Source organism: Streptomyces sp. iso_384 (assembly GCF_056172905.1).
Map to the genome: position 1 here is coordinate 6,742,242 of NZ_JBWBTT010000001.1, position 23,030 is coordinate 6,765,271.

Genomic DNA, 23,030 nt, shown 5'->3' on the forward strand with positions numbered 1-23,030 from the left:
TGAGGCTGTGGTGCCGACGTCCATGGACGACCGGCTGATCGACAAGCTTGTGAGTCGGGCTCAGGCCGAGGGCCTGCAGCTGACCGGCGAGGGCGGGCTGCTCCAGCAGCTGACCAAGCGGCTCCTGGAGTCCGCTCTCGAGGGCGAGATCACCGACCACCTCGGCTATGACAAGCACGATCCCGCAGGGAAGAACGGCGGCAACTCGCGCAACGGCACCCAGGCCAAGACCGTGCTGACCGATGTCGGCCCGGTGGAGATATCCGTGCCCCGCGACCGCGAGGGCTCCTTCGAGCCGAAGATCGTCAAGAAGCGGCAGAAACTCCTTTCCGGCGTCGACGAGATGGTCATCTCGCTCGCCGAGAAGGGCCTGACGACCGGTGAGGTCCAGGCCCACCTGTCCGAGGTCTATGGCGCCGAGGTGTCGCGTCAGACGATCTCCACGATCACGGACAAGGTCCTCGACGGCATGGCCGAGTGGCAGAACCGGCCCCTGGACGCGGTCTATCCGGTGGTCTTCATCGACGCGATCCACGTGAAGATCCGCGACGGCGCCGTGGCGAACCGGCCCATCTACGTGGCCCTGGCCGTCACGACCGAGGGCCGACGGGACATCCTCGGGCTGTGGGCCGGCGACCGCGGCGAGGGTGCCAAGCACTGGATGCACATCCTCACCGAGATCAAGAACCGCGGCGTGAACGACGTCCTCATGCTGGTCTGCGACGGACTGAAGGGGCTGCCCGACGCGGTCGAGACCGTCTGGCCCCGCACCGTCCTGCAGACCTGCGTGGTCCATCTGCTGCGGAACTCCTTCCGCTATGCCGCCCGCCAGGACTGGGACAAGATCGCCAAGCTCCTCAAGCCCGTCTACACCGCGGCGACCGAGGACGCGGCCCTTGAGCGGTTCGCCGAGTTCGCCGACACGTGGGGCAAGAAGTATCCGGCAATCGTGCGGCTCTGGGAGAACGCGTGGGAGGAGTTCACCCCGTTACTCCGCTTCGACACCGAGATCCGCCGCATCGTCTGCACCACGAACGCCATCGAGTCCGTTAACGCGCGGATCCGCCGGGCGGTCAAGGCCCGCGGCCACTTCCCGAACGAGCAAGCCGCCTTGAAGTGCGTCTACATGGCGATCATGTCGCTCGACCCGACCGGCAAGGGCCAGGCCCGCTGGACCATGCGCTGGAAGACAGCCCTGAACGCCTTCGACATCACCTTCGACGGCCGGCTCTCTGCAGCACGTCAGTAGCCCTCAACAACCCCAGATACACCGCTCGTTTGACAGTCCCCTAAGTTGGTGGAGGTTTCTTCGTCCCAGTGACCGGCGTGAAGATCGGTGCCGACCCTGCGGCACCAACAGGCCCAGGGGCACGCATCAACGCCGCCGAGGAGCGTCACCGTGCGAATGAGCGCCACCCCATGTGTTCCCGCCCTGCGACTGGACGCCTGGTCTCACGCCGCCTCGCCGGGGTGGTCACGATGACGGCCCCCACCCCTGATGCCGACGGGCAGACCGTCTCGCCCGATGCCGGCGCCGTGGTGGTCGACCGGCGGAACGGCAAGGTGGGCGTGGTGACGGGACATGCGGGGCCGTACGTACAGCTTCGACCGCCACACGGCGGCCGGGAGTGGGACGTGCCGGCCGAGGATGTTCGCCCACCGACTCCGACGGAGGAGCTGAGCGCAGAGGTGGCCGTGGCCAACCGGAGGTGGGGACGGTGACCCTGCGCTCGGTCCTGCGCTACGAGAATTGGACGCTCCAGCCCGACCGCGAGCCGGACGCGGAGCCGGTCCTGTACGCGATGCAGTGCGCCGTGGACGGAGAGGCCTCGCCGACAAGCGAGTACTTCGCTGAACCACAGGACTGGGCGCTGAGGCACTGCGGCCAAAACCCGTCCCACCACACCTACCGGGAGGTCATCACCCGCCCCTGGCGGACCTGGCGCCAGACGTGACCTACCACGCTCGCCCAGGCGCCGCACCGCGCTGACCCACCCGACTCCCGTCCCTGCCGGGCGCGGCCAATCGAGGCTCCCCGTCCTCGTCAGCCCCGGCAGGGACGGGCCTTCACGTGTGCGCCGCGCCCATGACCGTGAGATTCCGGCCTCAGCCCCGGAAAGTGCCGTTAGCGTTGCCTCAATCCGACGAATATGTTCACATATCGGATATGTTGTTGGTCCCGAGATTCAAGGATGCAAATCTCTGGACCAACAATTGAAACGCATTGCTCCAACTCAGGGCTCACCAATAATGGCACGGCCGCCCTTAGACGTCAAACCCTTTCATTCTGAGTCGCTCGGAGACAGGCGTTTGATGAGCTGGCCTCACGATGAACTTGTCTTTCTGGTCGTCGAAGCAGTCAAGATTCCCCTCGACTTCATCTCCCACCTTATAGTCGTCATCATCGTCGACATACAGGGCATCGATGAGACCGACTCTGGACAGCCCGAGGTCCACAATGACACCCCAGCGGAAAACCGCCAGGACCCTGCCGCTAACTATGCGACCGATGAGGCTACATTCACGTCCATCCAGCTCAGCGGCCATGATCATCCAACTTTCGACCTAGGGTACGCGTTCAGGAGATCAAACGCAGTGTTGGGGATTGCCGCCTCGGAACCCGGCACGCCGTTGTGTGAGCCCACGTATGTCGCAAAGTGCTTCTGGAAGTCCGCCTTGGGAATTCGCACCTGGATCACCGCAGAGTCGTACCCGCCGCGAGTGGCATAGTCCATGGCAATCTCTTTCCCTGTGTCGTTGAGACCGAAATAGGCCCGACCATCCGGGTAACCATTTCCGGAGCCAGGGAAGTCCGCCGGATCAAATCCCTCATTCAGTAGTTTGTCAGTAGTTCCCTTGCCAGGCGCCTTGTAAAGAACCTCACAATCAGTGCTGCTGTTGTGAACGAGGACCGGCGTGGCCCCCGCCAGCACATAGTACGTGTGGATACCTTCGACCGTCAGGTCGTGCGTCTGCTGCTGCTTCTTGTAGTGACGCGTCTGCGTCACTACAACGGATCGCCTGTCAGACGTGAGCAGCTCGGTCCCCACCTGCACGCTGCCGGCGTCGATCCACTTCTTCTCGTTCACCGACCAGAACGGATGGGTGTCCGTCGCGACGATGCTGGCCTCACCCTTCGCCGTCATGACGGTGAGTTCGGTGAAGTCCTTGTCGTCCTTGGTCAGGATGGTCTCGATGACTTCCTTGGCACGCGTCTCCCCTGTGTCGGGGTCGGTGGCCAGGACGACATCGCCTTTCTCGACGTCCTCGATCTTCTTGCTCGTGCCGTCGGCAAGCAGAACCCGCGTCCCGGGAAGGAAGCTGTGGCATTTGGTCTTCACGTCCGAGGCAGCATCGATGCCTTTCTTGATCCCCTTGGCCGCCTTCAGAGGCTTGAGCAGAGGGATGTCAGTCGCCGACCAGGCGCACTGACTCAGGTCGCCGCCCCCGCAGTCCGCCCACGCCTGCACATCGGGGAGCAGGACCGCGACCGCGACCGGGGCAACGTACTTCGTGTAGAAGTTGCTCGGCGCCACCTTCGGGTGCTTGATCGTGTATCGCCTGGGCGGGCTCCCCTTGGCCTTGACGCGGGAGGACCAGTTGTATTTGACGAGGGTCAGCCCCCCGACCTTCGATGACATGGGAGCCGGGAGGTACACCTTGTGCCGGTAGCTCCACCCGCCGTAGGTGTCCCGGAACCAGCCGCTGCCCGCCCGGGCGACGCTGTAGCTGCCGTCCTTCGGGTTGCGGCTGTCGTTGATGTCGGACCCGCCCACCGGGCCGTCCGGGCGGAGGCCCGTCGGGTCGCTGAACGCCACCGGATTGTTGTTCGCGTACGAGTAGCCGTGGGTCTGCTGCGGGTCGGCTAGGTCCATGATCGGGTCGACGCTGACGAAGCGGCCCGTGGCGGGGTCGTACTCGCGTGCTCCCAGGTGGGTCAGACCGGTGTCGGCGTCCTTCGTGCCGCCGACGAATCCCTTGTCGCCGAGCCAGCTGGAGGGCTGGGTGCCGCGTGGGGCGCCGAAGATCGTCGTCTTGCGGCGGGTCACCGCCTGGTTGGCGTCGGCCGAGACCTGGGTGGTGGCCGTGTCCAGGTGGTCACTGATCACGTAGGTGAGTCCGGCGCCCGTGCGCATGGCGACCGTCTCGCCCGCGGCCGCGTAGTAGCGCGTACCGCTGACCTTGCCGGACTTGTCCAGGCGCAGTTCGTTGCCGGAAGGCAGGTACAGCGTGGTGCCGGTCGAGTCCCGGCGGATCATACGGTTTCCGGCCGTGTCGTACAGGTAGCCGGTCGTGTCGGTGACCTCGGTCACCGATGCCAGGTGCCCTTCCGCGTCCCACTTGAGGTCCTGCAGGTCGGCGTTGCCGATCTTGCGGGTCTTCGTGTTGCCGGTCTCGTCGTAGGTGTACGTCTCCGTGTGCGGGTCGGTACCCGTCTGGGTGACGCCGGGAAGGTTGTGCGTTCCGGCCTTGGGCGCGGCGTACGTGCGGACGGTGTCCGTGGCAGGGCCGGCTGCGGCGGTGTGCTGCGTCTCGGTCTTGCGGTTGCCCACTGCGTCGTAGGTGTACGACGTCCAGTACGGGTCCGGCCCACCGATCAAAGCCGAGGTCGGGGCGGTCGCCTTGCAGGCGTCGGTGGCCGTCCACGCCTCGGTCACGCGGCGGAGGGCGTCCAGGGCAAAGCACTGTGTGTCGACGACCGGGGCGGCGTCCGGGCCGGTGGTCGTGCCGATGCGGCTGATGTTGCCGGCGGGGTCGTAGGTGTAGCGCACGTCGTCGATACGCTCGGGGGCGACCTCCCGTCGGGAGAATGCGCGGGTCACGGCACCCGTGTGCTCGTCGTACTCGCTGCCCAGCCAGACATGCCGGGCGAATGCGCCGAGTTCCTTGATCCCGGGGCGCCCGTAGTGGTCGTACGTCACCGAGGACAGCAACGTGTCGCCGCCCGCCGACACCGACACCGGGAGTCCGGAGCCGTAACCGTAGGCGTTGATGACGTCCTCGGCGGGCAGGTCGCCCATGGCCGGCTGGGCCGTCTCCATCAACTGCCCGGTGGCGGGGTTGTAGATGTCCGTCCACTCGTACGTTCCGGCCAGAGCGCCCTCGGACGCCGGGATGGTCACGCGGCTGATGGTGGGCTTGTAGAGCCCGTTGTAGCCGACCACCGTGCTGGTGTAGCGGTTCGCTCCCTCGTACCGGGAGGTGCTGGAGAGCTGGCCCAGCCCCTTGGTCGCCTTGTCGTACTCCCAATCGGCCCGCTTGGTCGCGCCCTGGAGCAGCGCTGTCGGTCGGCCCAGATCGTCGTACTGGGTGGTCAGCGTGATGTTGCGCGCGTCCGTGACTTCAAGGGGGCGCCCGCCCTTGTCGTAGACCATGTCTGAGGCACCCTTGTCCGGGTCCTCCGTACGGACCTGCCGGCCGGCGACGTCATAGCCGTACTTCCAGACCGCGCCCGACGGGTCGGTGACCTGGGCCAGTTGCCCGAGTTTGTTGTACGTGTAGGTCGTCGACTGGGACGTGGTCCTGGCCGCGTCGGTGTACTGCTTCAGTTCGGTGACTCGGTCCAGGGCGTCGGTGACCGTCGTGGTCGCGGTGCCGCCCTTGGGCGGGACGACGGTGGTCGTATCTCCGGTGTAGCTCGTGACGGTGCGCTTGGTCTCGTCGCCGAACTTCTTGGAGACCGTCGCCGTCGGGCGGCCCGCGCCGTCGAAGAGGGTCTCCGTGGCGGCGGGGTACTTCAGCTCCTGGCCGGTCACGGGAACGGGCTCGGCAGCGCCTTCGGCGTAGAAGACACCGGAGCTGTGCCAGACCTCGCCCCTGCTGTTGTAACGACTCTCGGTGACCAGTCGTCCCTTGTCGTCCGGGGACGGCGCCTGGGTCTGCATCTCCCTCATCAGGCCGTCGTAGAACTCGTACGAGGACTGGTAGGTGTCCACGTGATTCAACGTGTTCGTCGTGATCACCGTCGGGCCGTCCCGACGGATCTGGTACGCGAACGACTGACTGGGTGAGTCCGGGAACGCAGTCGCCGAGCGGGTGGGCAGCCACACCTTCGTGACGCGTCCGAGCGCGTCGTACGCCGTGGAGGTGACCCGCCCGTTGGCGTCGGTCACCTTCGCGGGCACTCCCCGCAGCGGATCCACGTCCGTCGTGACCTGGTGGCCGAGCGGATTGGTGACCAACGTCTTCGTCGGAACCTCGCCCTTGGCAGGCGTGTAAGCGGTGCGGGTCTGCTTGCCGTACGCGTCGATAGCCGACAGCGCGCGCCCGTAGATGTCGAACTCGCTCGCAGGGGTCGACGCGACGGTGTCGTACCCGTTGCCGAGGCCGTTGATCTTCTCGACCTTTGTCACGTCGCCCTTGGTCGGCGCGGCCAGCAGCGTGGTTGCCCCGTCGTGGTACATGCGCTCGTCGCTGATCAGGTCAGCGGTGCCCGCCGCCTGGCCGCAGAGCGCTGCCACCGTCTTCTTCTGCGCGACCTTGTCGACCAACCGAGTCGACGCGTTGGCAGCGTAGGTGGTGGTCGTGCACTTCTCGTCGCCGGTCTTCGCCGAGTCCCCCGTGTCGGACTCCGAGACCGTCTGACCGAAGTCGTCGAACGTACGGGTAAGGGAACTGCCGCGGACACCGGTCGCCGTCTTGGTACGCTCCTCCTCCTTCAGGGTGCCGGTCAGGTACGCCTCCAGGTCGGGAAGACCTGCCCGGGGCCGGCTCGCCGTGACCGCCGAGCGCCACGGGGTGTAGGAGACCGCGGAGACGAGCTTCGAGGTGTCGTCGCCGTTGTAGGTCGCGCTTTCGCGCATCACACCGGCAAACTGCTCGCGGTCCGTGACCGCGACGCCCGCCGAGTCCTTCACCGCCGCACCGTCGATGCCGCGAAAGTAGCGCGCCTCGGTCAGCGTCGGTCCCTCTTCGACTCCGCCGACCCGGGTCTGCACCCTTCCGTAGCCGCGGGCCACCGAGTAGGTCCGGTCGTCCTTCTTCGTGAACTCGTCCGTGCTCTTGGCCCAGGCCGCGCCGTCCAGGTAGGTGTACTCCGTCGTGGTGTCCGGGGTGCTGACGACGTAGTCCCCTTCCAGGACCTTGGTGACCACATAGGAGTTGAACCAGTCCTGCGTCGCGGTCTCCCCCTCGAAAGCCCATTTCACCGGGTAACAGCGGGTCTTGTTGGACTCGTCGGCGGCGGGAAGGGAAGCAGCGGTGCAGTCGGGCGCGGAGTAGTAGGCACCGATGGTGCCGCCGGTCTCATTGGTGATCTGTGACATGCGGAGGCGGATGAAGGGGGCGAGCCCGTCGCCGGTCTTGTCGACCCTGTTTGCCATCTGCACACCGGAGAAGGTGACGGGCGGCAAGGAGGTGCTGCCCGCGGTCCGCCCCGTGCGCTGGATCGACTCCAGCCACATCGGCGTCGATATCCCGTCACCCGAGGCGGGGAATCCCTGAGTCAGCTTCCAGGTGTCCACCTCTTTGTGGACGCCGCCGGTCAGCACCTTCGTTGTGATCGTGGAGAGCCGCTTGCGCGACCAGAAACTTGGGGAGTACTGGTCCTTGCACTCGGCCGCGCCGTCCTTGCAGTACAGGTCGTACGGGACATCGGGCCAGTTCTTGGCGTGCGAGGCGTCGAAGGTTCCACAAGCCGTCAGGCAGCGCTCCTCGACACCGAACTCGACTCGCCCCATGGCCTTGGACGCGTACGCCGCACCGTCACGCAGTCCGTAGTCGATGTGGTCGAGGTAGCCGCCCCGGTCGTACGGGGTGACTGTCGCCTTGCCCGTCGTCGTGGAAACGTTGCGGCCGTAGTTGTTCTTCTCGTTCTTCCAGTAGTAGGCCATGGCGTTGCCGTGCACATCGACCACGTAGTCCAGCTGCCAGCGCCATGCCTGCTGGCACCAGGCGGAGGCGAACGAGGGGTTGTAGCAGGGCTCGCCGGACTGGTTGCCGAAGACCGGGGCGGTGAGCGTGGACTGAGTGACCGGATCGTCGGCGGCGGTTCCGTTGTCCTTCCAGCCAGGAAGCCGGTTCAGGCCGAAGAAGTACTGGGTACCGTCCGTCGTGGTGATCTTCCAGTGCTCGCCGACGCCGTCGACTCCGGCCGTTCCCTTGTCGCCGTTGGTCGCTCCGGTGAGCTTCTCGATCTTCTCCCCGGAGTCCTGCGCCGTACGCCAGCCCGCCTTCGCATCGTGCACCAGTTCAGTGGTCCGGCCGCCGAGAGAAAGCGTCGCGTTGTCGTTGAACCAGCACTGGTCCCCGACTTTCGTGGAGTTGGTGCCGCCGTCCTTGTCATCGTTGCAGGGCTTATACCGTCGCTCGACGTAGCCAGGCTCCCAGGACCAGCCGTCGCCGATCCAGCTGGGCTGGTTGTTCGACGCGGCCGTGCGGCCGTCAACACTCTGCGACGAGTAGCTGAGCGACACGGTGGGCTGGAGCCCACCGGGGACAGCGGGGATCCCGATGGCCTGCGACCAGTTGAAGGCTCCGGTCGACCCGCCGGCGCTCCACGACCCCGATGGCTGGAGCGGCGTCGCCTTGAAGGAGCCGGACGACCCCGATTCGGCAGCTGTCGCGGCCAGGACGGTCGGGGCGCCCGAAGCTGCGACGGCGGAGGCCGACACCGTCTGCTTCTCGGTGTCATTGGTGCTCTTGAGCACCTTGCTGGTTCTGCATGCGGCCTTGTGCGGGGTGGTCAGGGCGCAGGCAGGCATCTCGACCATCCGGAGCCTGGCCGCCCAGTCTCCGCCGTACGCGCCACGGAACGCGGAGTAGTCGACCGCGACCCGCACCGGCCGGTCGCCCGTGGCGCTGTCCGTTCGTTGCACCGACAGCAGCAGGCCGTCGACGCCGGCTTCGGCCGCTGCCTTCCGGTCGGCGACGGACACACGTGCGGTGGCGGGCCCGGTACCACCGTCCGCCTCCGCCGACATGGTCCTCCGCGCACGGGCATCCGAGATTTCGACGGGCAGCGCCTGGACGGCTTTCGGCCGTGCCGCGGCGCCGCCGAGCGTTACCTCGTAGCTGGCGGCAGCCGGCCAGGTGACCTCGGGGGACCGCCACGGATAACTTTTGGCATCGTCCTTACGCTTCGTGCCGCCGAACTTCACCGGTTCGACCGGGACCGGTTCGGGCTGCTGGACACCAGCCGAGGGCTGTTGAGCGAGGAGGTCCGGATCCGCCGCGAAAGCAACACCCGGAAGAACACTCACCAAAAGTGCAGCAGACAATGGCACAGCCAACCAAGACTTGCCGAACCTACTCATTCCCCACCCCTTGCAGACCCTGTGATCAACCGTCGGAAGCTAACAGGATCTCCACAGGAAAGTCACTACCACTTCAGGTCTTTATCGACTCGCTGGCAACTTCAGCCCTCTTGCCACTCTTTGCCGCACGTGCAAATCTATCAGAACACTCCATAGGGAACTTGCAGCACCCGAGGGACCTTAAAGCGCATATCGACCACAAATGACGCCGACTGCCGCGCGAGGCGGCCAATTCCACCTCAGATAACGGACATACGCGACCCCCGTGTTCCCGATACCGAGTCGGCGACCTATCGTCGGCGCGGAAAATGTGAACTTCTTGGGGGGAGTGAAATGAAACGCAGGATCACCTGTGATCGAAGAAAAAACAGACCACTAAGCCGGTCTGTTTCGATGCTTCTGGCAATGGCCATCGGGACCGCGGGGGCGCTCGTTCCGACCGTCGCCGCGGCCGGGCCCGCCGGCATGGGACGGTCGACCGCTGCTCCGGGGGTGCAGGCCGACGACGGCTCGGTGAGCGAGGAGGACCAGGCCCTGGCCACGGCGGTGTCGACCGGTGCTCCGGCCGAGCTCGAGTCTGCCCGCACGGAGATCTCGGACACCTGGGTGCACCCGGACGGCTCGTTCTCCATCAAGCGGTACGGGTCCCCGGTACGCCTGTTCCGCGGTGGAGCCTGGATTCCGACCGACCCCGCTCTGGCGTTCGCGGCGGACGGCAGCGTGGCGCCCAAGGCCTCCACGGTGGACGTGTCGTTCTCCGGCGGTGGAACGGGTCCGTTGCTGTCCGGTGTCAAGGACGGGCGCACGCTTGCCCTGTCGTGGCCCACCGCACTGCCCAAACCCGTCCTCGACGAGAACGTGGCCACCTACCCGGAAGTACTCCCCGGTGTGGACCTCCAGCTCAAGGCGGAGGTCGAGGGCTTCTCTCAACTCCTGGTCGTCAAGACCGCACAAGCAGCGAAGAATCCGGCCCTGGCCACCCTCTCCTACAAGGTGAAGACCGTGGGGCTGTCCGTGTCGGCCGACCCCGATACCGGCAGCCTCGCCGCGGTCGAGCCCGCGGGCCAGACGGTCTTCACCAGCCCGACTCCGCTCATGTGGGACTCCCGGACGACCACGTCGGCCCCTGCGGCCAGATCGACATCCGCAGCCTCTGCCGAGAGCACGGCCCCCGGAGATGCCTTCGAGCCATCTCCTGGAGCAGTAGATGCCCAGATGCCGACCACGGTGAACGGCGACAGCATCCAGATCACACCCGACCAGAACCTGCTGACCGGACCGGAAACCACTTACCCCGTCTACATCGACCCCTCCTGGGCCTGGGGGAAGAAGGAGAACTGGACACGCGTCTACAAGAAGTTCCCGAGGTCCTCCTTCTGGAACGCCAACGAAGTTGCCCGAGTCGGATACGAGAATGAGACCAACGGTCTCTCCCGCTCGTTCTTCCAGCTCGACACGGACAGCATCAAGGGCGCGCAGGTGAAGTCTTCCACCTTCCGGATCAAGAACGTGTGGTCCTGGTCCTGCCAGGCGCGTCCCGTCGAACTCTGGCAGACGACATCGATCTCGAAGAAGACCACGTGGGAGAGGCAGCCCAGCAAGGTCGGTGGCTCGCCGCTGAAGACCGTCAACGACGCGAAGGGCTGGAGCAAGAACTGCGGGGCCGGCAACCTCGAATTCGATGTCACCGCGAAGGCGCGCGAGGCGGCTACCAAGAAATGGTCGAGCGTCACTCTGGGGCTCTACGCCGGCAACGAGAGCGACACGTTCGGCTGGAAGAAGTTCGACGCGAAGACCGCGGTCCTGGAGACCAAGTACAACAACCCTCCGAAGACGCCGTACGGACTGGGAACCAACCCTCGGACGTCATGCGCCGCAGGCGGACTCATCGGCAACACACGAGTCAGTCTGCACGCCACGGTCGACGACCCGGACGCGGGAAACCTCGAGGCACAGTTCCAGGTCTTCCCGAAGGGAAGTACTACTCCGGTCGTCGATCAAGCGCTCTCCGCGCTCAAGAAGCGTGTCGTCACCCTCCCCATCACCGATGGGAAACTCCCGACGGGTGACTACACCTGGAGGGTTCGAGCCAAGGACCTGGACGGCGCCACGTCTGCCTGGACCTCTACATGCGCCTTCTCCGTCGACCGCTCGCGCCCCAGCAATCCACCCCTCATCACCTCCCAGAACGACACGTTCCCGTCGGGTGAGAACGGATGGCCGAGTCCGACCGGGAAGGCCCGCGAGGAAGGCAAGTTCACCTTCGCACCGAACGGGGTGACCGACGTCGATCATTACGTCTGGTGGACCGACCACGCGCCGGAACTCAACGAGGCCAAACCGGGAGTGCCGGCATCGGTTCGCCCGCCCAGCTACGGACCGCACTTCGTCCACGCCTACAGCGTCGACAAGGCCGGCAACCGCTCCGACGCGACGAGCTATCTGTACTACGCCACACGCTCCGCCGAGCGCGATGCCCCCGGCGACCTCAACGGTGACGGGAACAAGGACATCTGGAGCATCGACTCGAACGGCACACTGCTGACCTACGCGGGGCAACAGGACGGAACCTTCTCCTCGGCCACCAACGGGGGGCAGTCGTTCGGGGATGCCGACATCTCTTACCGCACCGACTGGGGTCAGGACGGCTATACGGACCTGGTGACCCTGGAGTACGACTCCGTTGCCAAGCGAAAGCACCTGTGGACCTACCCCAACAACGGCCTCGGCATAGCGACGACCGACCACCAAGAGGGCAAACAGCGTCTGACGGTCAAGTGCCCCGCCATCGATGAGGACTACGGCTGCGTCGGCGAACCGGGTTGGACCGGAAACGATCACTGGAGCGACGCCGACCAGATTGTCGCACCCGGTGACATCAATGCCGATGGCAAGCCGGACCTGCTCGTCCGACAGGGCAAGCTCCTGTGGGCCTATTTCGGTGACTTCACCAAGCGCCTCAGCACGCCCGTCCTGGTCGGGGGAAATGACTGGGACCAGTTCACCGTCCTCGCACCCGGCGATCTGAACAACGACGGTCTCGCCGATCTCTGGCTTCGCCACAAGTCCTCGGGTGACATCCTGAGGACCTATGGCAAGAAGGGATCCAACGGTCTGCTCGACCCCACCACCTGGGGCAGCAGCGCGGACCGGGTGAAGATCGGCACCGGGGTGACGGCGAGTCTCTACCCGGTGGTCGGATCGATCGGTGACTTCACCGGCGACGGCGTGGCCGACCTCTGGGCGCGCAAGGCCGACAACACCATGGTCGGCTGGCCCGGAAGGACCACCGGAACCACTCTCTTCGGTAGTTCCTTCGCCATCGACGGAGCCGTCGGTGGAACTCGCATCCCGGCCGGGACGACTCTCAACGGCGGCCAGTCCTACACCTCCAGGTCGGCCAAGCTGACGATGAAGGACGACGGCGATCTGGAGATCACCTCCAACGCCGGCAAGCGGCTGTGGTCGACGAAGACGGCCGGGAACGTCGGGGCGAAGGCGGTCATGCAGGCCCAGGGCAACCTGGTGGTCTACAAGGCCGACGGCACCACCGTCCTGTGGGACTCGAAGACGAGCGGTGCCGAGGGGTACGCCGTCCTCCAGGACCGTGGAAACCTGGTCATCCACAATGCCAAGGGGCAGTCGCAGTGGAGCAGCGGCACCGCTATCCGGCACGACTACAACGGTGACGGCCGCAGCGATCTCGCCGACTGGTACGACCACGCCGACAAGTCGGACTCGATCCACAGCTTCCTGACGAACTCGGACGGTACGTTCAAGGGCCCGTTCGCGGGGTGGAACGTGCCGCCGGATTCCTGGAACGCCAGCCTCATGAAGCACACCACCGGCGACTACAACGGCGACGGCATCAGTGATGTGGCCGCCGTCTACGGATACCAGGACGGACGCGTCTCCCTGTGGACCTGGCTAGGCAACTCGCAGGGCAGGTTCGCCTCCCCCTTCGAATCGTGGAAGGTTCCGGCCGGGAACTGGAGCTTCAAGCGGATGAGGCTCAACAGCGGTGACTTCAACGGTGACGGACGGGACGACGTGGCCGTCTGGTACGACTACGCCGACGGACGCGATGCCCTGTGGACCTTCACAGCGAACGTCCGGGGTGGCTTCAACTCTCCGTTCCCTTCGTGGACAGGACCTGTCGGCAATTGGACAGCGTCCCGCGACAAGCAGGTGACCGGCGACTTCAACGGTGACGGGCGGGACGATCTGGCGGTCTTCCACGGGTACTCCGACGGAAGCAACAAGATATTCACCTTCCTCACCGCTCCGACCGGCGGGTTCAACTATCCGATGGGTTCCTGGACCAGTACGTCCTGGGGCAGTTGGGACCGCACAACGGTCCACGCGGGCGACTTCGACGGGGACGGCCGGGACGACATCGCCAGCTGGTACGACTACGCGGACGGCCACGACAGCATCTACGTATTCCCCAGCAGCGCTACAGGGACGTTCAGTTCGACCACGGAGGCCTGGACTACCCCTGCGGGGAACATGTGGCGGGACCACATGTCGATCTCCATCGGCGACTACAACGGCGACGGTCTGGACGACTTCGGAGCCCTGTACGGCTACGACGACGGCAGCATCAAGGCCTGGACGTGGTCGGCCCGGTCCAACCGCACCTTCGCCGCGCCCGTGAGCAGTTGGGGCGTGACCTCAGGGTTCAGCTTCGCCCGAGCCCACGTGTTGGAGCGCTACGGCAGCTGATCGACCGGGCGCGATCAATCAGCGCGTGCTGACGCATTGACCAAGACGTGGCCACTGTGTGTCCAAACGCACAGTGGCCACATCTATATCCCGTGTTCTTCGTACTCGTACGATGAACGATTGGCGACAGGCATCACACAGATCTCTTGTGCTCCACCCGTCGCACACGTTTCGACGCGTGGGGCGTGAGGCCCGGCGTCCAGGCCTCGGAAGGTTCTTCCATGTCTTCTGTCTCGCGTCGTGCCGCCCTGGGCATTCTCGGGGTCGGGGCGGTGGGCGCCACCGGCCTGGTCTACGACTATGTGAACGATGACGTTCCGAACGACGTCCTGCCCACCCGCGCCGCCAGCCGCACCGGCAAGAACCCCGTGGTCACCGAGAACGCCCGCAGCGGCACCCGCGCCTGGCAGATCGAGGGCGACGAGACGCGCGCGGCGAACGACCGGAACGGGCAGATCCAGGGGTACGCCTCCACGACCTCGGCCGCGGCCGGGGAGTCGGTGGCTTTCCACGTATCGGTGCGTCCGGCCCAGGAGTTCACGGTCACAGTGCACCGGATCGGGTACTACGGCGGGCAGGGCGGCCGTGAAGTGGCGCAGAGCCCCGCGTTGCGGGGTATCGCCCATGCCGTGCCGGAAGCCCATCCGGAGCACGGGATGATCGACTGCGGATGGCCCGTCTCCTGGACCCTGGACATCCCCGAGAGCTGGGTCTCCGGTGTCTATCTCGCGGTGTTCACGACGAAGGACGGACACCGCAGCAGTACACCGTTCGTCGTCCGGGAGACCGAGCGGGCGTCGGACATCCTGGTGGTTCTGCCCTTCACGACCTACCAGGCCTACAACGCCTGGCCGCAGGACGGGCGGACCGGTAAGAACCTCTACAAGGGGTTCGACGCCCAGGGGAGGAACGCCGGGAACGCGGAACGTGCGTTCAAGGTGTCGTTCGACCGGCCGTACTCCGACGGCGGACACCCTCTGTGGTTCGAGATGGACAGCAGTTTCGCCCAGTGGGCGGAGATGTCCGGCTACGACGTCACCTACGCCTCCAGCCTCGACCTGCACGAGGGCAGGATCGATCCCACCCAGTACGCGGCCATGGTCTTCCCCGGGCATGACGAGTACTGGTCCCGGCAGATGCGTGATGTCGCCGAGAAGGCTGTCTCCTCGCGCACCCATCTCGCGTACCTGGGCGCCAATAACATCTACTTCCACATCCGCATGGAGAAATCTCCTGCGGGCACCGAGAACCGCGTCGTCGCCTGTTACAAGCAGGACCCCGACCCCACTCCGGACGAGCACGGCCCGACCGTGCGGTGGCGCGATCTGGAGAAGAAGCGCAAGCACTCCGAACAGCGTCTGCTCGGGGTGCAGTACAACGGAATGCTCGCCAAGCCCGTACCGCTGGTGGTCCGCCGGTCCGACCATTGGCTGTGGAAGGGCACCGGGCTTGCCGACGGAGACGAGATACCGAATCTCATAGGCGTCGAGGCCGACGGCCGCGACCGCAAGACCAAGCTGCCGCACAAGGCATCCCAGCAGTTGCTGTCCCACTCGCCCTACCCCGACAGCATGGGGCGGGGCGAGCGCATCCAGAACACCAGCCTGGTCCAGCACCGCGACGGGACCATGGTCTTCGTCGCCGGCACGTTCTTCTGGCCGCTGGCGCTCATCTCTCCCGATCACATCGACAGCCGCGTACAGACCGCCACCGGCAACCTCTTCGACCGGATGCTGACCCACACCGCGCGAGCGTAGTCCTCAGGTCGCCACCGACGACAGTCGCTGCACCCCCCGCGCCGTCTCCGTGACGCCGCTCAGGAAGCCCTGGGCGCGCGGCGAGGCCGTGGCGCGGAGCCATTCCGGGGCGATGTCGCAGACCGCGACGTTCACGCCCGTGCCGGCCAGGGCCAGCGGAAGGGTGTGGACGACCGTGGAGGGGAAGCTGACGATCGTGCGGCCGATGGGGCCGCGGCGGGCGATCAGTTCCAGCGGGAGGTCCGGGCGGACGATCTCCAGGCCGGTGGCGGCTTCCAGGGCGTGGAGCTTCTCGGCGGACTCGCGGCGGTGGGCGAAGTAGCGGGTGGCGCCGTGGGTGCGGGCCAGGGACGCGACCGCTTCCTGGTACGGGACGGGGTCGACGACGCCCGTCTCGACCAGGGAGGTGCCGACCAGGTCCGCACCCTTGCCGATGCTGGGCGGGCCGAAGCGGGCGCGGGTCCAGGCGAAGGTGTTCGGGGTGACCGCGATGCCGGGCGGAGCCTCGACCGGCATCGCGGTGAACACCTCGACCGTGTGGCGCGCCGTCGGGGTGAAGCGGCGGCGGGCCGTGGCGGTGACCGGGGCCAGGACCAGTTCACGCGGTCCCGTACGGCCCCGGCGGTGCCAGCGGGTCAGCCGCTCGCCCCGGGCCAGCTGGGCGACGAACTCCATGGTGGCCGTGCCGTCGTCGACCACGGTGAGGCGGTCGGCGCGGACCAGGGTCAGCAGGAGCTGGACGTAACGGGAGAACGGGTCCCCGATCACGATGTGGTCCGCGCGCCGGACCAGTCCGGCCAGGGCGCGCAGGGCCTTCAGGGGGGCGCCGGACTCGCCGCGCGCCTCCTGCCAGCGGACGGCGATGCCCTCGTCGCGGGCCAGCTCCGCCATCCGGCGCAGCTGACCGCGCGACATCGGGTCGACCGGGGGGAGGACGACGACCGTGGTGGCGGCCGGATCGTCTCCCCCCTGGGTGTGAACCCACTCCAGGACGTTCAGGAGCTGGACCGGGCTCTCGACGAAGGCGAGGTTCACCGGTCGGCGCTCAGACCGCGACCGGCTCGGGGGCCGGCGCGTTCTCGGTCTCGGCGACGACGCCCGCGACGCGGCGGAGCTTCTTCATCGGGCCGAGCTCGGACTCGTACACCTTCTTGACGCCGTCGCCGAGCGACTGCTCGATGGTGCGGATGTCGCGGACCAGGCGGGTCAGGCCCTGCGGCTCGACGGAGGCGGCCTGGTCGGAGCCCCACATGGCGCGGTCCAGGGTGATGTGGCGCTCGACGAAGGTGGCGCCGAGCGCGACGGCGGCGAGGGTGGTCTGCAGGCCGGTCTCGTGGCCGGAGTAGCCGATCGGGACGTTCGGGTACTCCTGCTGGAGGGTGTTGATGACCCGCAGGTTCAGCTCCTCGGCCTTCGCCGGGTACGTGGAGGTGGCGTGGCAGAGCAGGATGTTGTCGCTGCCCAGGACCTCGACCGCGTGGCGGATCTGCTTCGGGGTCGACATGCCGGTGGAGAGGATGATCGTCCGGCCGGTGGCGCGCAGGGCGCGCAGCAGCTCGTCGTCGGTGAGCGAGGCGGAGGCCACCTTGTGGGCGGGGACGTCGAACTTCTCCAGGAAGGCGACGGCCTCGGTGTCCCACGGGGAGGCGAACCAGTCGATGCCGCGCTTGGCGCAGTGCTCGGCGATGGCGGTGTACTCGGCCTCGCCGAACTCGACGCGGTGGCGGTAGTCGATGTACGTCATCCGGCCCCAGGGGGTGTCGCGCTCGATGTCCCACTGGTCGCGCGGGGTGCAGATCTCCGGGGTGCGCTTCTGGAACTTGACGGCGTCGCAGCCGGCTTCGGCGGCCGCGTCGATCAGCGCGATGGCGTTGTCGAGGTCACCGTTGTGGTTGATGCCGATCTCGCCCGTGATGTAGACGGGGTTGCCGGGGCCGGCGGTGCGGGTGCCGAAGGTGCGCAGGCGGGAGGTGCTCATGGTGGTGCTTCCTTACGTGGTGGGGACAGCAGGGGTGTTGGTGGTGGTGAGGGTGGGGCCGAGCAGCCAGGCCGCGATCTCGCGGATGGCGCCGTAGCCCCCGGGGGTGGTCGTGACGGCGCGCGCGGCGGCGCGTACCGAGTCGTGGGCGCTCGCGACGGCGACGGGCCAGCCGGCGAGCGAGAAGCAGGGGAGGTCGTTGACGTCGTTGCCGACGTAGAGGACCCGGTCGGGGGCGATGGAGTGCTCGTCGCACCAGCGCTTCAGCGCCTCGTCCTTGCGGTCGATGCCGTGCAGGACGGGGATCTTGAGCTTGCGGGCGCGGGCGGCGACGACCGGGTTCTGTTCGGTGGAGAGGATCAGGAGGGGGACGCCGGCCTTGCGCAGGGCGGCGATCCCGAGTCCGTCGCCCCGGTGGACGGCGACCGTCTCGCGGCCCTCGGAGTCGATCATGACCCGGTCGTCGGTCTGGGTGCCGTCGAAGTCCAGGACGACCGCGTCCACGTCCGCGAGGGAGGGCAGCGGGGCGGGGTCCAGGAGCGGGGCGAGCGCACGGGCGCGGGCCAGGTCGTGCGGGTCGTCGATCTCCAGCACCCGCGCCGGGTCGGTGGGCACGAGGGCGGTGTGGCCGAAGAAGCGGTGGCGGTGGGTACGGAAGCCCGCCGCGTCCATCGCGTAGGCCGCGCCGGTCTCCAGGTGGTCCTGGGGGCGGTCCTGGCGGCGAGGGCGTACGGACTTGTCGTGGTTGACGCCGTACGTTCCTTCCTCGACCGCGTGCCCGTCGCGCCAGACGAAGCCGTGGAACGGGGCGACCGTGACGGCCGTGTCCGCGCCCTCGTGGGCCACCGCCCTGGCCACGCCGTCGATGTCCTCGCGGGAGACGAACGGGCTGGTGCACTGGACGAGGAGGACCACGTCGACGGTGCGGGCGCGCTCGGCCTCGTAGACGTCCAGGGCGTGCAGCACGGCCGCTTCGCTGGTCGCCGTGTCGCCGGCGATGGCGGCGGGGCGCTCGACGCAGTGCAGCCGGTGGGCGGCCCGGAGGTCGGCGGCGGCGCTCCGGGCGGCCTCGGCGATCGCCCCGTCGTCGGTGGTGACGACGACGTCGGTGACCTCGGGGGCGCCGAGCGCGGCGCGGACGGCGCGGGCGACCAGGGGGATGCCGCCGACCTCGGCGAGGTTCTTGGCGGGGACGCCCTTGGATCCGCCGCGGGCAGGGATCACGGCGAGGACGGTCGGGGTCGGGGGCGGCTGCATCGCTGCTCCTGGTGTGGTGGCGGTTCCTGAGGTGGTCGAGGCCGCTGGAGTGGTCACAGCTCCCCCATCCGGCGGATCACCGGGGCGACGCGCTGGACGCCCTGGCGGTAGGCGCCGCGCGCCGCGTTGCGGACGGTTTCGCGCACCGCGCCCCGGACCCGGCCCGTCTCCTGCGGTGCGGCCGCGCCGGGCAGGGGCGTGCCGTCGGGGGCCAGGTGGTGGCGGGCGAGGATGCCGGGGAGGTACCCGGGGGCGGTGACGGGGGTGTAGTACGGGGCGAGCGGCGGGAGTCGGCCGTCGTCGAGCAGGGCGGTGACCTTGGCGCGGGCGGTGTCGTAGGCGGTGCCGTACGAGCCGTCGGCGGCGACGCCCTGCCCGGCCACCCACTCCGCGTCCGGCCGGGGCCGGATCCCGCCGTCGAGCTTGTCCCAGGAGGTGAGGAGCCCGGAGCCGACGAAGTGGTGGTTGCCGAGGGTCTCCCGTACGCCGAGGTCGGTGAGGATCGCGGTCGGGATGCGGCGGTGCAGGGACTCCAGCGCGGCGGTCGAGGAGACGGTCACCAGGAGGTCGGTGCGGTCCAGGACCTCGCCCATGTGCCCGTACACCAGGCGGAAGTTGGGCGGCAGCCCGCCGGGCAGCCTCTGGGCGAGCTTCTGGTAGGGCAGTTCCTCGATGTGCGTGGTGTGCTCGCCGGGCTTGGAGCGCAGCTTCAGCAGCACCTCGCGGCGCGGGTGCAGCCGGGCGTGCTCGACGAGCCGGCGGAGCAGATACGTACGGTCGGCGCGGGAGGCCGGTACGGAGGGCTGGGCGGCGAAGACCACGGTGTCGCGGCCCTCTTCGGGGCGGTACGGGGCTCCGCCGAGGAAGGGCAGCGCGGCCTCCGTGACGGCCGAGGCGTCGGCGCCCACCCCCTCGTACACCGCGCGGAAACGCCCCGCGTCGTGGGCCGAGTTGGCGAGGACGACGTCCGCCCCGTGGCGGAGCAGCAGCCCGTCCGCGAGCTTCTCGTAGACGACCCCGACGTACCCGGTGACGATGACGGGCCGGCGCGGCAGGTCCAGGGCGGCCAGTCCGTGCAGCATGGCCTGGACGCCGCCGCCGACGAGGGCGAGGACGAGAAGGTCGTACCCCTCCTCGCGCACGGTGTGCAGGAACTCGACGGCGGTGACCTCGCGGACCCGCTCGGCGTCGATCCCGACCTCGCCGACCTCCGCGAGCTGGCGGGGCGTCGGGGTGGCCCGGCCGCGCAGCAGCAGCCCGCTGACCTCGACGGGCCGCGCGTCCGGTCCGTCCGCTCCGGCGGTCAGGCGGCGCGCGGTGAGCGCGCCCCATTTCCACCGGGTGTCGGAGTCGGCGAGGACGGCGACCCGCAGCGCCGGTCGGGGTGCGGCGGGCGTTTCGGCCGGTTCGGCCTCATTGCTGGTACGTGGGGGCACGTCCTAGAAGCTAGGAAGGCATTTCGATGCGCGGCCCAACGCGATGGCAACAGATGGTTAACAGCGAGCCGACGATTGGGGGGCGGCCCCGAATACACCCTCAATTCCCGCTCCTGAAAAGGTGATTCACCTGGACGACGGACGTTGTTCACCTGCTGGGCGCATTACCGAAAAGGAAGGGCCCGAGGCCGCACCTAAGGTGATGTGCGTGGTTAAGCTCTCCGTCATCGTGCCGTTCTTCAACGTGCAGACCTACGCGCCCGACACCCTCAGAAGTCTGCGGGCCAACGCCCGCGAGGACGTCGAGTTCCTTCTCGTCGACGACTGTTCGACCGACGGGACGCGGGAACTGCTGGACCGGGCCGCCGCCGGGATTCCCGGGGCCGTACTGCTGCGGCACGAGGTGAACGGTGGTCTGGCGACCGCGCGCAACACCGGTCTGGACGCCGCCCGCGGCGAGTACATCGCCTTCCTGGACGGCGACGACTGGCTGGCCCCCGGCCACTACGCCCGGCTGCTGGCCCGCACCGAAGCGCTGGGCTGCGACTTCGTGCGCACCGACCACGTCCAGGTGAACGGCAGTTCGCGGACCGTACGCCGGGTTCCGCACGGGCCGCACGGCGTGGTGAGCGACCCCCGGTCCGCGATCCTGCCCGCCCACCGCACCACGTCGGTGGACTACGCGTTCGCCTGGGCGGGCCTCTACCACCGGCGGCTGCTGGACCGGGGGCTGCTGCACTTCACCGACGGGCTGCGCACCGCCGAGGACCGGCCGTGGATCTGGCGGCTGCACCGGGAGGCGGAATCCTTCGCCGTCCTCGGTCTGCTCGGCCATTTCTACCGGCGGGGCGTCGCCACGTCCCTGACCCAGATCGGTGACGTCCGCCAGCTCGATTTCCTGCGAGCTTTCGACCAGGTGATCGCCGATACGGCCACGGACCGCGAGGCGGAGATGTTTCTGCCGAAGGCCGTACGTACGTACTGCGCGGTCATCGCCCACCATCTGGGCGATCTCGACAAATTCGAACCGGCCGTGGCCCGCGAACTGAAGTCGCGCGGCGCGGCGGCCCTCGGACGCCTGCCGCAGAAACTGCTGGACGAGGCTCTCGACTCCATGGACGTGACACGGGCGACCCGGGTGCGCAGGCTGCGCCGCCGCCCGGCCGCGAAGGGGGCCTCGGCCGCATGACCATCCGGATCTTCCACGCCTCCTCACCCGCCGCGACGGTGCTGCTCGCCGCGGCGATCGACGCGTGCTGCTTCACCGAGCCCGACCGCCGGATCCTGCTGCTGTCCCGGACCGGACCGGCGCCGGAGACCGAAGCCGGTGTCTCGGAGACGATCGGCTTCGAGCGGCTGCGCGCCCGGTTCGACGAGGTGCTCTCGTGGAACGACGCGATCTTCCCCTTCCACCCGGACGGCTGGCTGCCCCGGGCCGACGACGCCCCGCTGTGGGAGCGTCACTTCCGGCGGGCCTGGGGTCTCGGCGAGGAGCCGCTGGAGCTGGTCGTGGACTCCCCGCACGCCGGGCCCGCCCGGGCCCTCACCCAGGTCTTCGCCGGGGTGCCGGTCGATGTGTACGCCGAGGGGCCCGGCGGCTACGGCCCGACCGGCGAGAAGCTCCCGCCGCCGGCCGGGACCCGGGTGCGGCGGCTGCTCCATCCGGACCTGGTCCCCGGGGTGCGCCCGCTGCTGCTGGGTGAGTACGGGGTGGAGCCGCAGACCGTTCCGGTCGGGGCGATCACCAAGGTGATGGGCGAACTGGCGTACCTGGACGACGAGTTGTCCGGCGCGGTCGGCCCGGCCCTGGAGCTGCCGGACGTGGAGCTGCCGAGGCTTCCCGCGTTCGAGGCGCCCGCGTTGCTGCTCGGGCAGGATCTCGCCGGGTCCGGGCTGATCCCGGCGGCCGAGGAGGCGGGGCTGCGGCTGGAGATGGTGCGCGGGGCCGCGGCCCTCGGTCACACCCGGCTGGTGTTCGCGCCGGACCCGTACGCGCCGTGGGAGAGCCCGGCGGCGCTGCTCGCCGAGGCGGACCGGCTGGGCGTCGGACTGACCGTGCTCGACACCACGCGGCCCGTTCCGGCCGATGTGCTGCTGCACCGGCTACGGCCCGCGCTGGTCGTCGGCTGCACCTCGGCCGCGCTGTTCGGGGCGGCCCGGTTCCACGGGCTCCCGGTGGCGACGGTCGGCACGGGGCTGCTCCTGGAGCGCCTGACGCCGTACGAGAACGCCGAGCGGATACCGGCGACGCTCGCCGACGCCGTGCTGCCCGCTCTCGACGACGCGGAGGCGGTCGCCGCGCAGACGCCGGGCCGCGCGGATGAGGTGGACGGTCTGCTGGCGGCCGTCGGCTTCGCGATGCGGCCGAAGGTGCGCCCCGATCTGCGCCCGGCCGCCGAACGCTTTCTGTCCGCGCACCTGGACGGCCGCACCTGGCGCTACTTCAAGCGCCGCCGCCTGGCCTCGCTCGCGCTTCCCGGGGTGGTCCCGGCGCGGCTGGCGTTCCTCCGCGGCAACCCTGCCCTGCGCCGGGTGGCCCGACGGGCCCGGGCGCTGCGGAGGGGCGGGAGCTGAGGAGAGGCGGGGGGCTGCAGGCGGCGCGGGCAGGCCGGCAGGCGGGTGC

At 68.2% G+C, this 23,030-nt stretch carries 13 protein-coding genes; 7 read left to right on the forward strand and 6 right to left on the reverse strand.

The genetic code is table 11. The features are described from left to right. The first annotated feature begins 22 nt into the window (after positions 1-22). The 3 genes from AC0VY3_RS30185 to AC0VY3_RS30195 all read left to right on the forward strand — a co-directional run bounded on the left by AC0VY3_RS30185 (position 23) and on the right by AC0VY3_RS30195 (position 1,955). Positions 23-1,249 carry an IS256 family transposase gene (locus AC0VY3_RS30185; RefSeq protein ID WP_475551757.1) on the forward strand — a complete coding sequence of 409 codons (1,227 nt, stop codon included), beginning with the start codon at positions 23-25 and terminating at the stop codon, positions 1,247-1,249. Positions 1,250-1,470: 221 nt separating this feature from the next. Further along, on the forward strand, positions 1,471-1,722 hold the full coding sequence (locus AC0VY3_RS30190) for a hypothetical protein (protein WP_475551758.1): 252 nt from the start codon (positions 1,471-1,473) through the stop codon (positions 1,720-1,722). Next, positions 1,710-1,955 (forward strand): DUF7848 domain-containing protein, encoded by a 246-nt coding sequence (locus AC0VY3_RS30195; protein WP_475551034.1) that lies wholly within the window; start codon positions 1,710-1,712, stop codon positions 1,953-1,955. The genes AC0VY3_RS30190 and AC0VY3_RS30195 overlap by 13 nt, the downstream gene beginning before the upstream one ends. 310 nt (positions 1,956-2,265) lie before the next feature. Here the strand turns inward: AC0VY3_RS30195 and AC0VY3_RS30200 are convergent, their stop codons facing one another. Together AC0VY3_RS30200 and AC0VY3_RS30205 are read right to left on the reverse strand one after the other, a co-directional pair. Next, positions 2,266-2,547 (reverse strand): hypothetical protein, encoded by a 282-nt coding sequence (locus tag AC0VY3_RS30200; protein ID WP_475551035.1) that lies wholly within the window; start codon positions 2,545-2,547, stop codon positions 2,266-2,268. 2 nt (positions 2,548-2,549) lie between these two features. Further along, positions 2,550-9,254, reverse strand: a complete 6,705-nt coding sequence (locus AC0VY3_RS30205; protein ID WP_475551036.1) for a polymorphic toxin-type HINT domain-containing protein — start codon at positions 9,252-9,254, stop codon at positions 2,550-2,552. 405 nt (positions 9,255-9,659) lie between these two features. Between AC0VY3_RS30205 and AC0VY3_RS30210 the strand changes: the two genes are divergently transcribed. Continuing rightward, on the forward strand, positions 9,660-13,979 hold the full coding sequence (locus tag AC0VY3_RS30210; protein WP_475551037.1) for an FG-GAP-like repeat-containing protein: 4,320 nt from the start codon (positions 9,660-9,662) through the stop codon (positions 13,977-13,979). Positions 13,980-14,200: 221 nt separating this feature from the next. Then, positions 14,201-15,736, forward strand: a complete 1,536-nt coding sequence (locus AC0VY3_RS30215) for a N,N-dimethylformamidase beta subunit family domain-containing protein (RefSeq protein WP_475551038.1) — start codon at positions 14,201-14,203, stop codon at positions 15,734-15,736. Between the two features lie 3 nt (positions 15,737-15,739). Here AC0VY3_RS30215 and AC0VY3_RS30220 read toward each other — a convergent pair whose 3' ends face one another. Genes AC0VY3_RS30220 through AC0VY3_RS30235 form a run of 4 tightly spaced genes read right to left on the reverse strand, consistent with a single transcriptional unit; the run spans position 15,740 to position 20,407 of the window. Beyond that, positions 15,740-16,771 (reverse strand): hypothetical protein, encoded by a 1,032-nt coding sequence (locus tag AC0VY3_RS30220; protein ID WP_103509260.1) that lies wholly within the window; start codon positions 16,769-16,771, stop codon positions 15,740-15,742. A gap of 10 nt (positions 16,772-16,781) precedes the next feature. Continuing rightward, a complete protein-coding gene (locus AC0VY3_RS30225; protein WP_032763659.1) occupies positions 16,782-17,714 on the reverse strand; it encodes an N-acetylneuraminate synthase family protein in 933 nt (310 codons plus the stop codon). Positions 17,715-17,726: 12 nt separating this feature from the next. Continuing rightward, entirely contained in the window at positions 17,727-18,971 is a 1,245-nt protein-coding gene (locus AC0VY3_RS30230) for an N-acylneuraminate cytidylyltransferase (RefSeq protein WP_103509261.1), read from the reverse strand. A gap of 53 nt (positions 18,972-19,024) precedes the next feature. Continuing rightward, complete coding sequence (locus AC0VY3_RS30235) at positions 19,025-20,407, reverse strand: DUF6716 putative glycosyltransferase (RefSeq protein WP_103509262.1); 1,383 nt, start codon at positions 20,405-20,407, stop codon at positions 19,025-19,027. Between the two features lie 208 nt (positions 20,408-20,615). Between AC0VY3_RS30235 and AC0VY3_RS30240 the strand changes: the two genes are divergently transcribed. Both AC0VY3_RS30240 and AC0VY3_RS30245 read left to right on the forward strand, forming a co-directional pair. Further along, entirely contained in the window at positions 20,616-21,596 is a 981-nt protein-coding gene (locus AC0VY3_RS30240; RefSeq protein WP_103509272.1) for a glycosyltransferase family 2 protein, read from the forward strand. Then, entirely contained in the window at positions 21,593-22,981 is a 1,389-nt protein-coding gene (locus AC0VY3_RS30245) for a polysialyltransferase family glycosyltransferase (protein WP_475551039.1), read from the forward strand. Before AC0VY3_RS30240 ends, AC0VY3_RS30245 begins: the two co-directional genes overlap by 4 nt. Positions 22,982-23,030 lie beyond the last annotated feature (49 nt).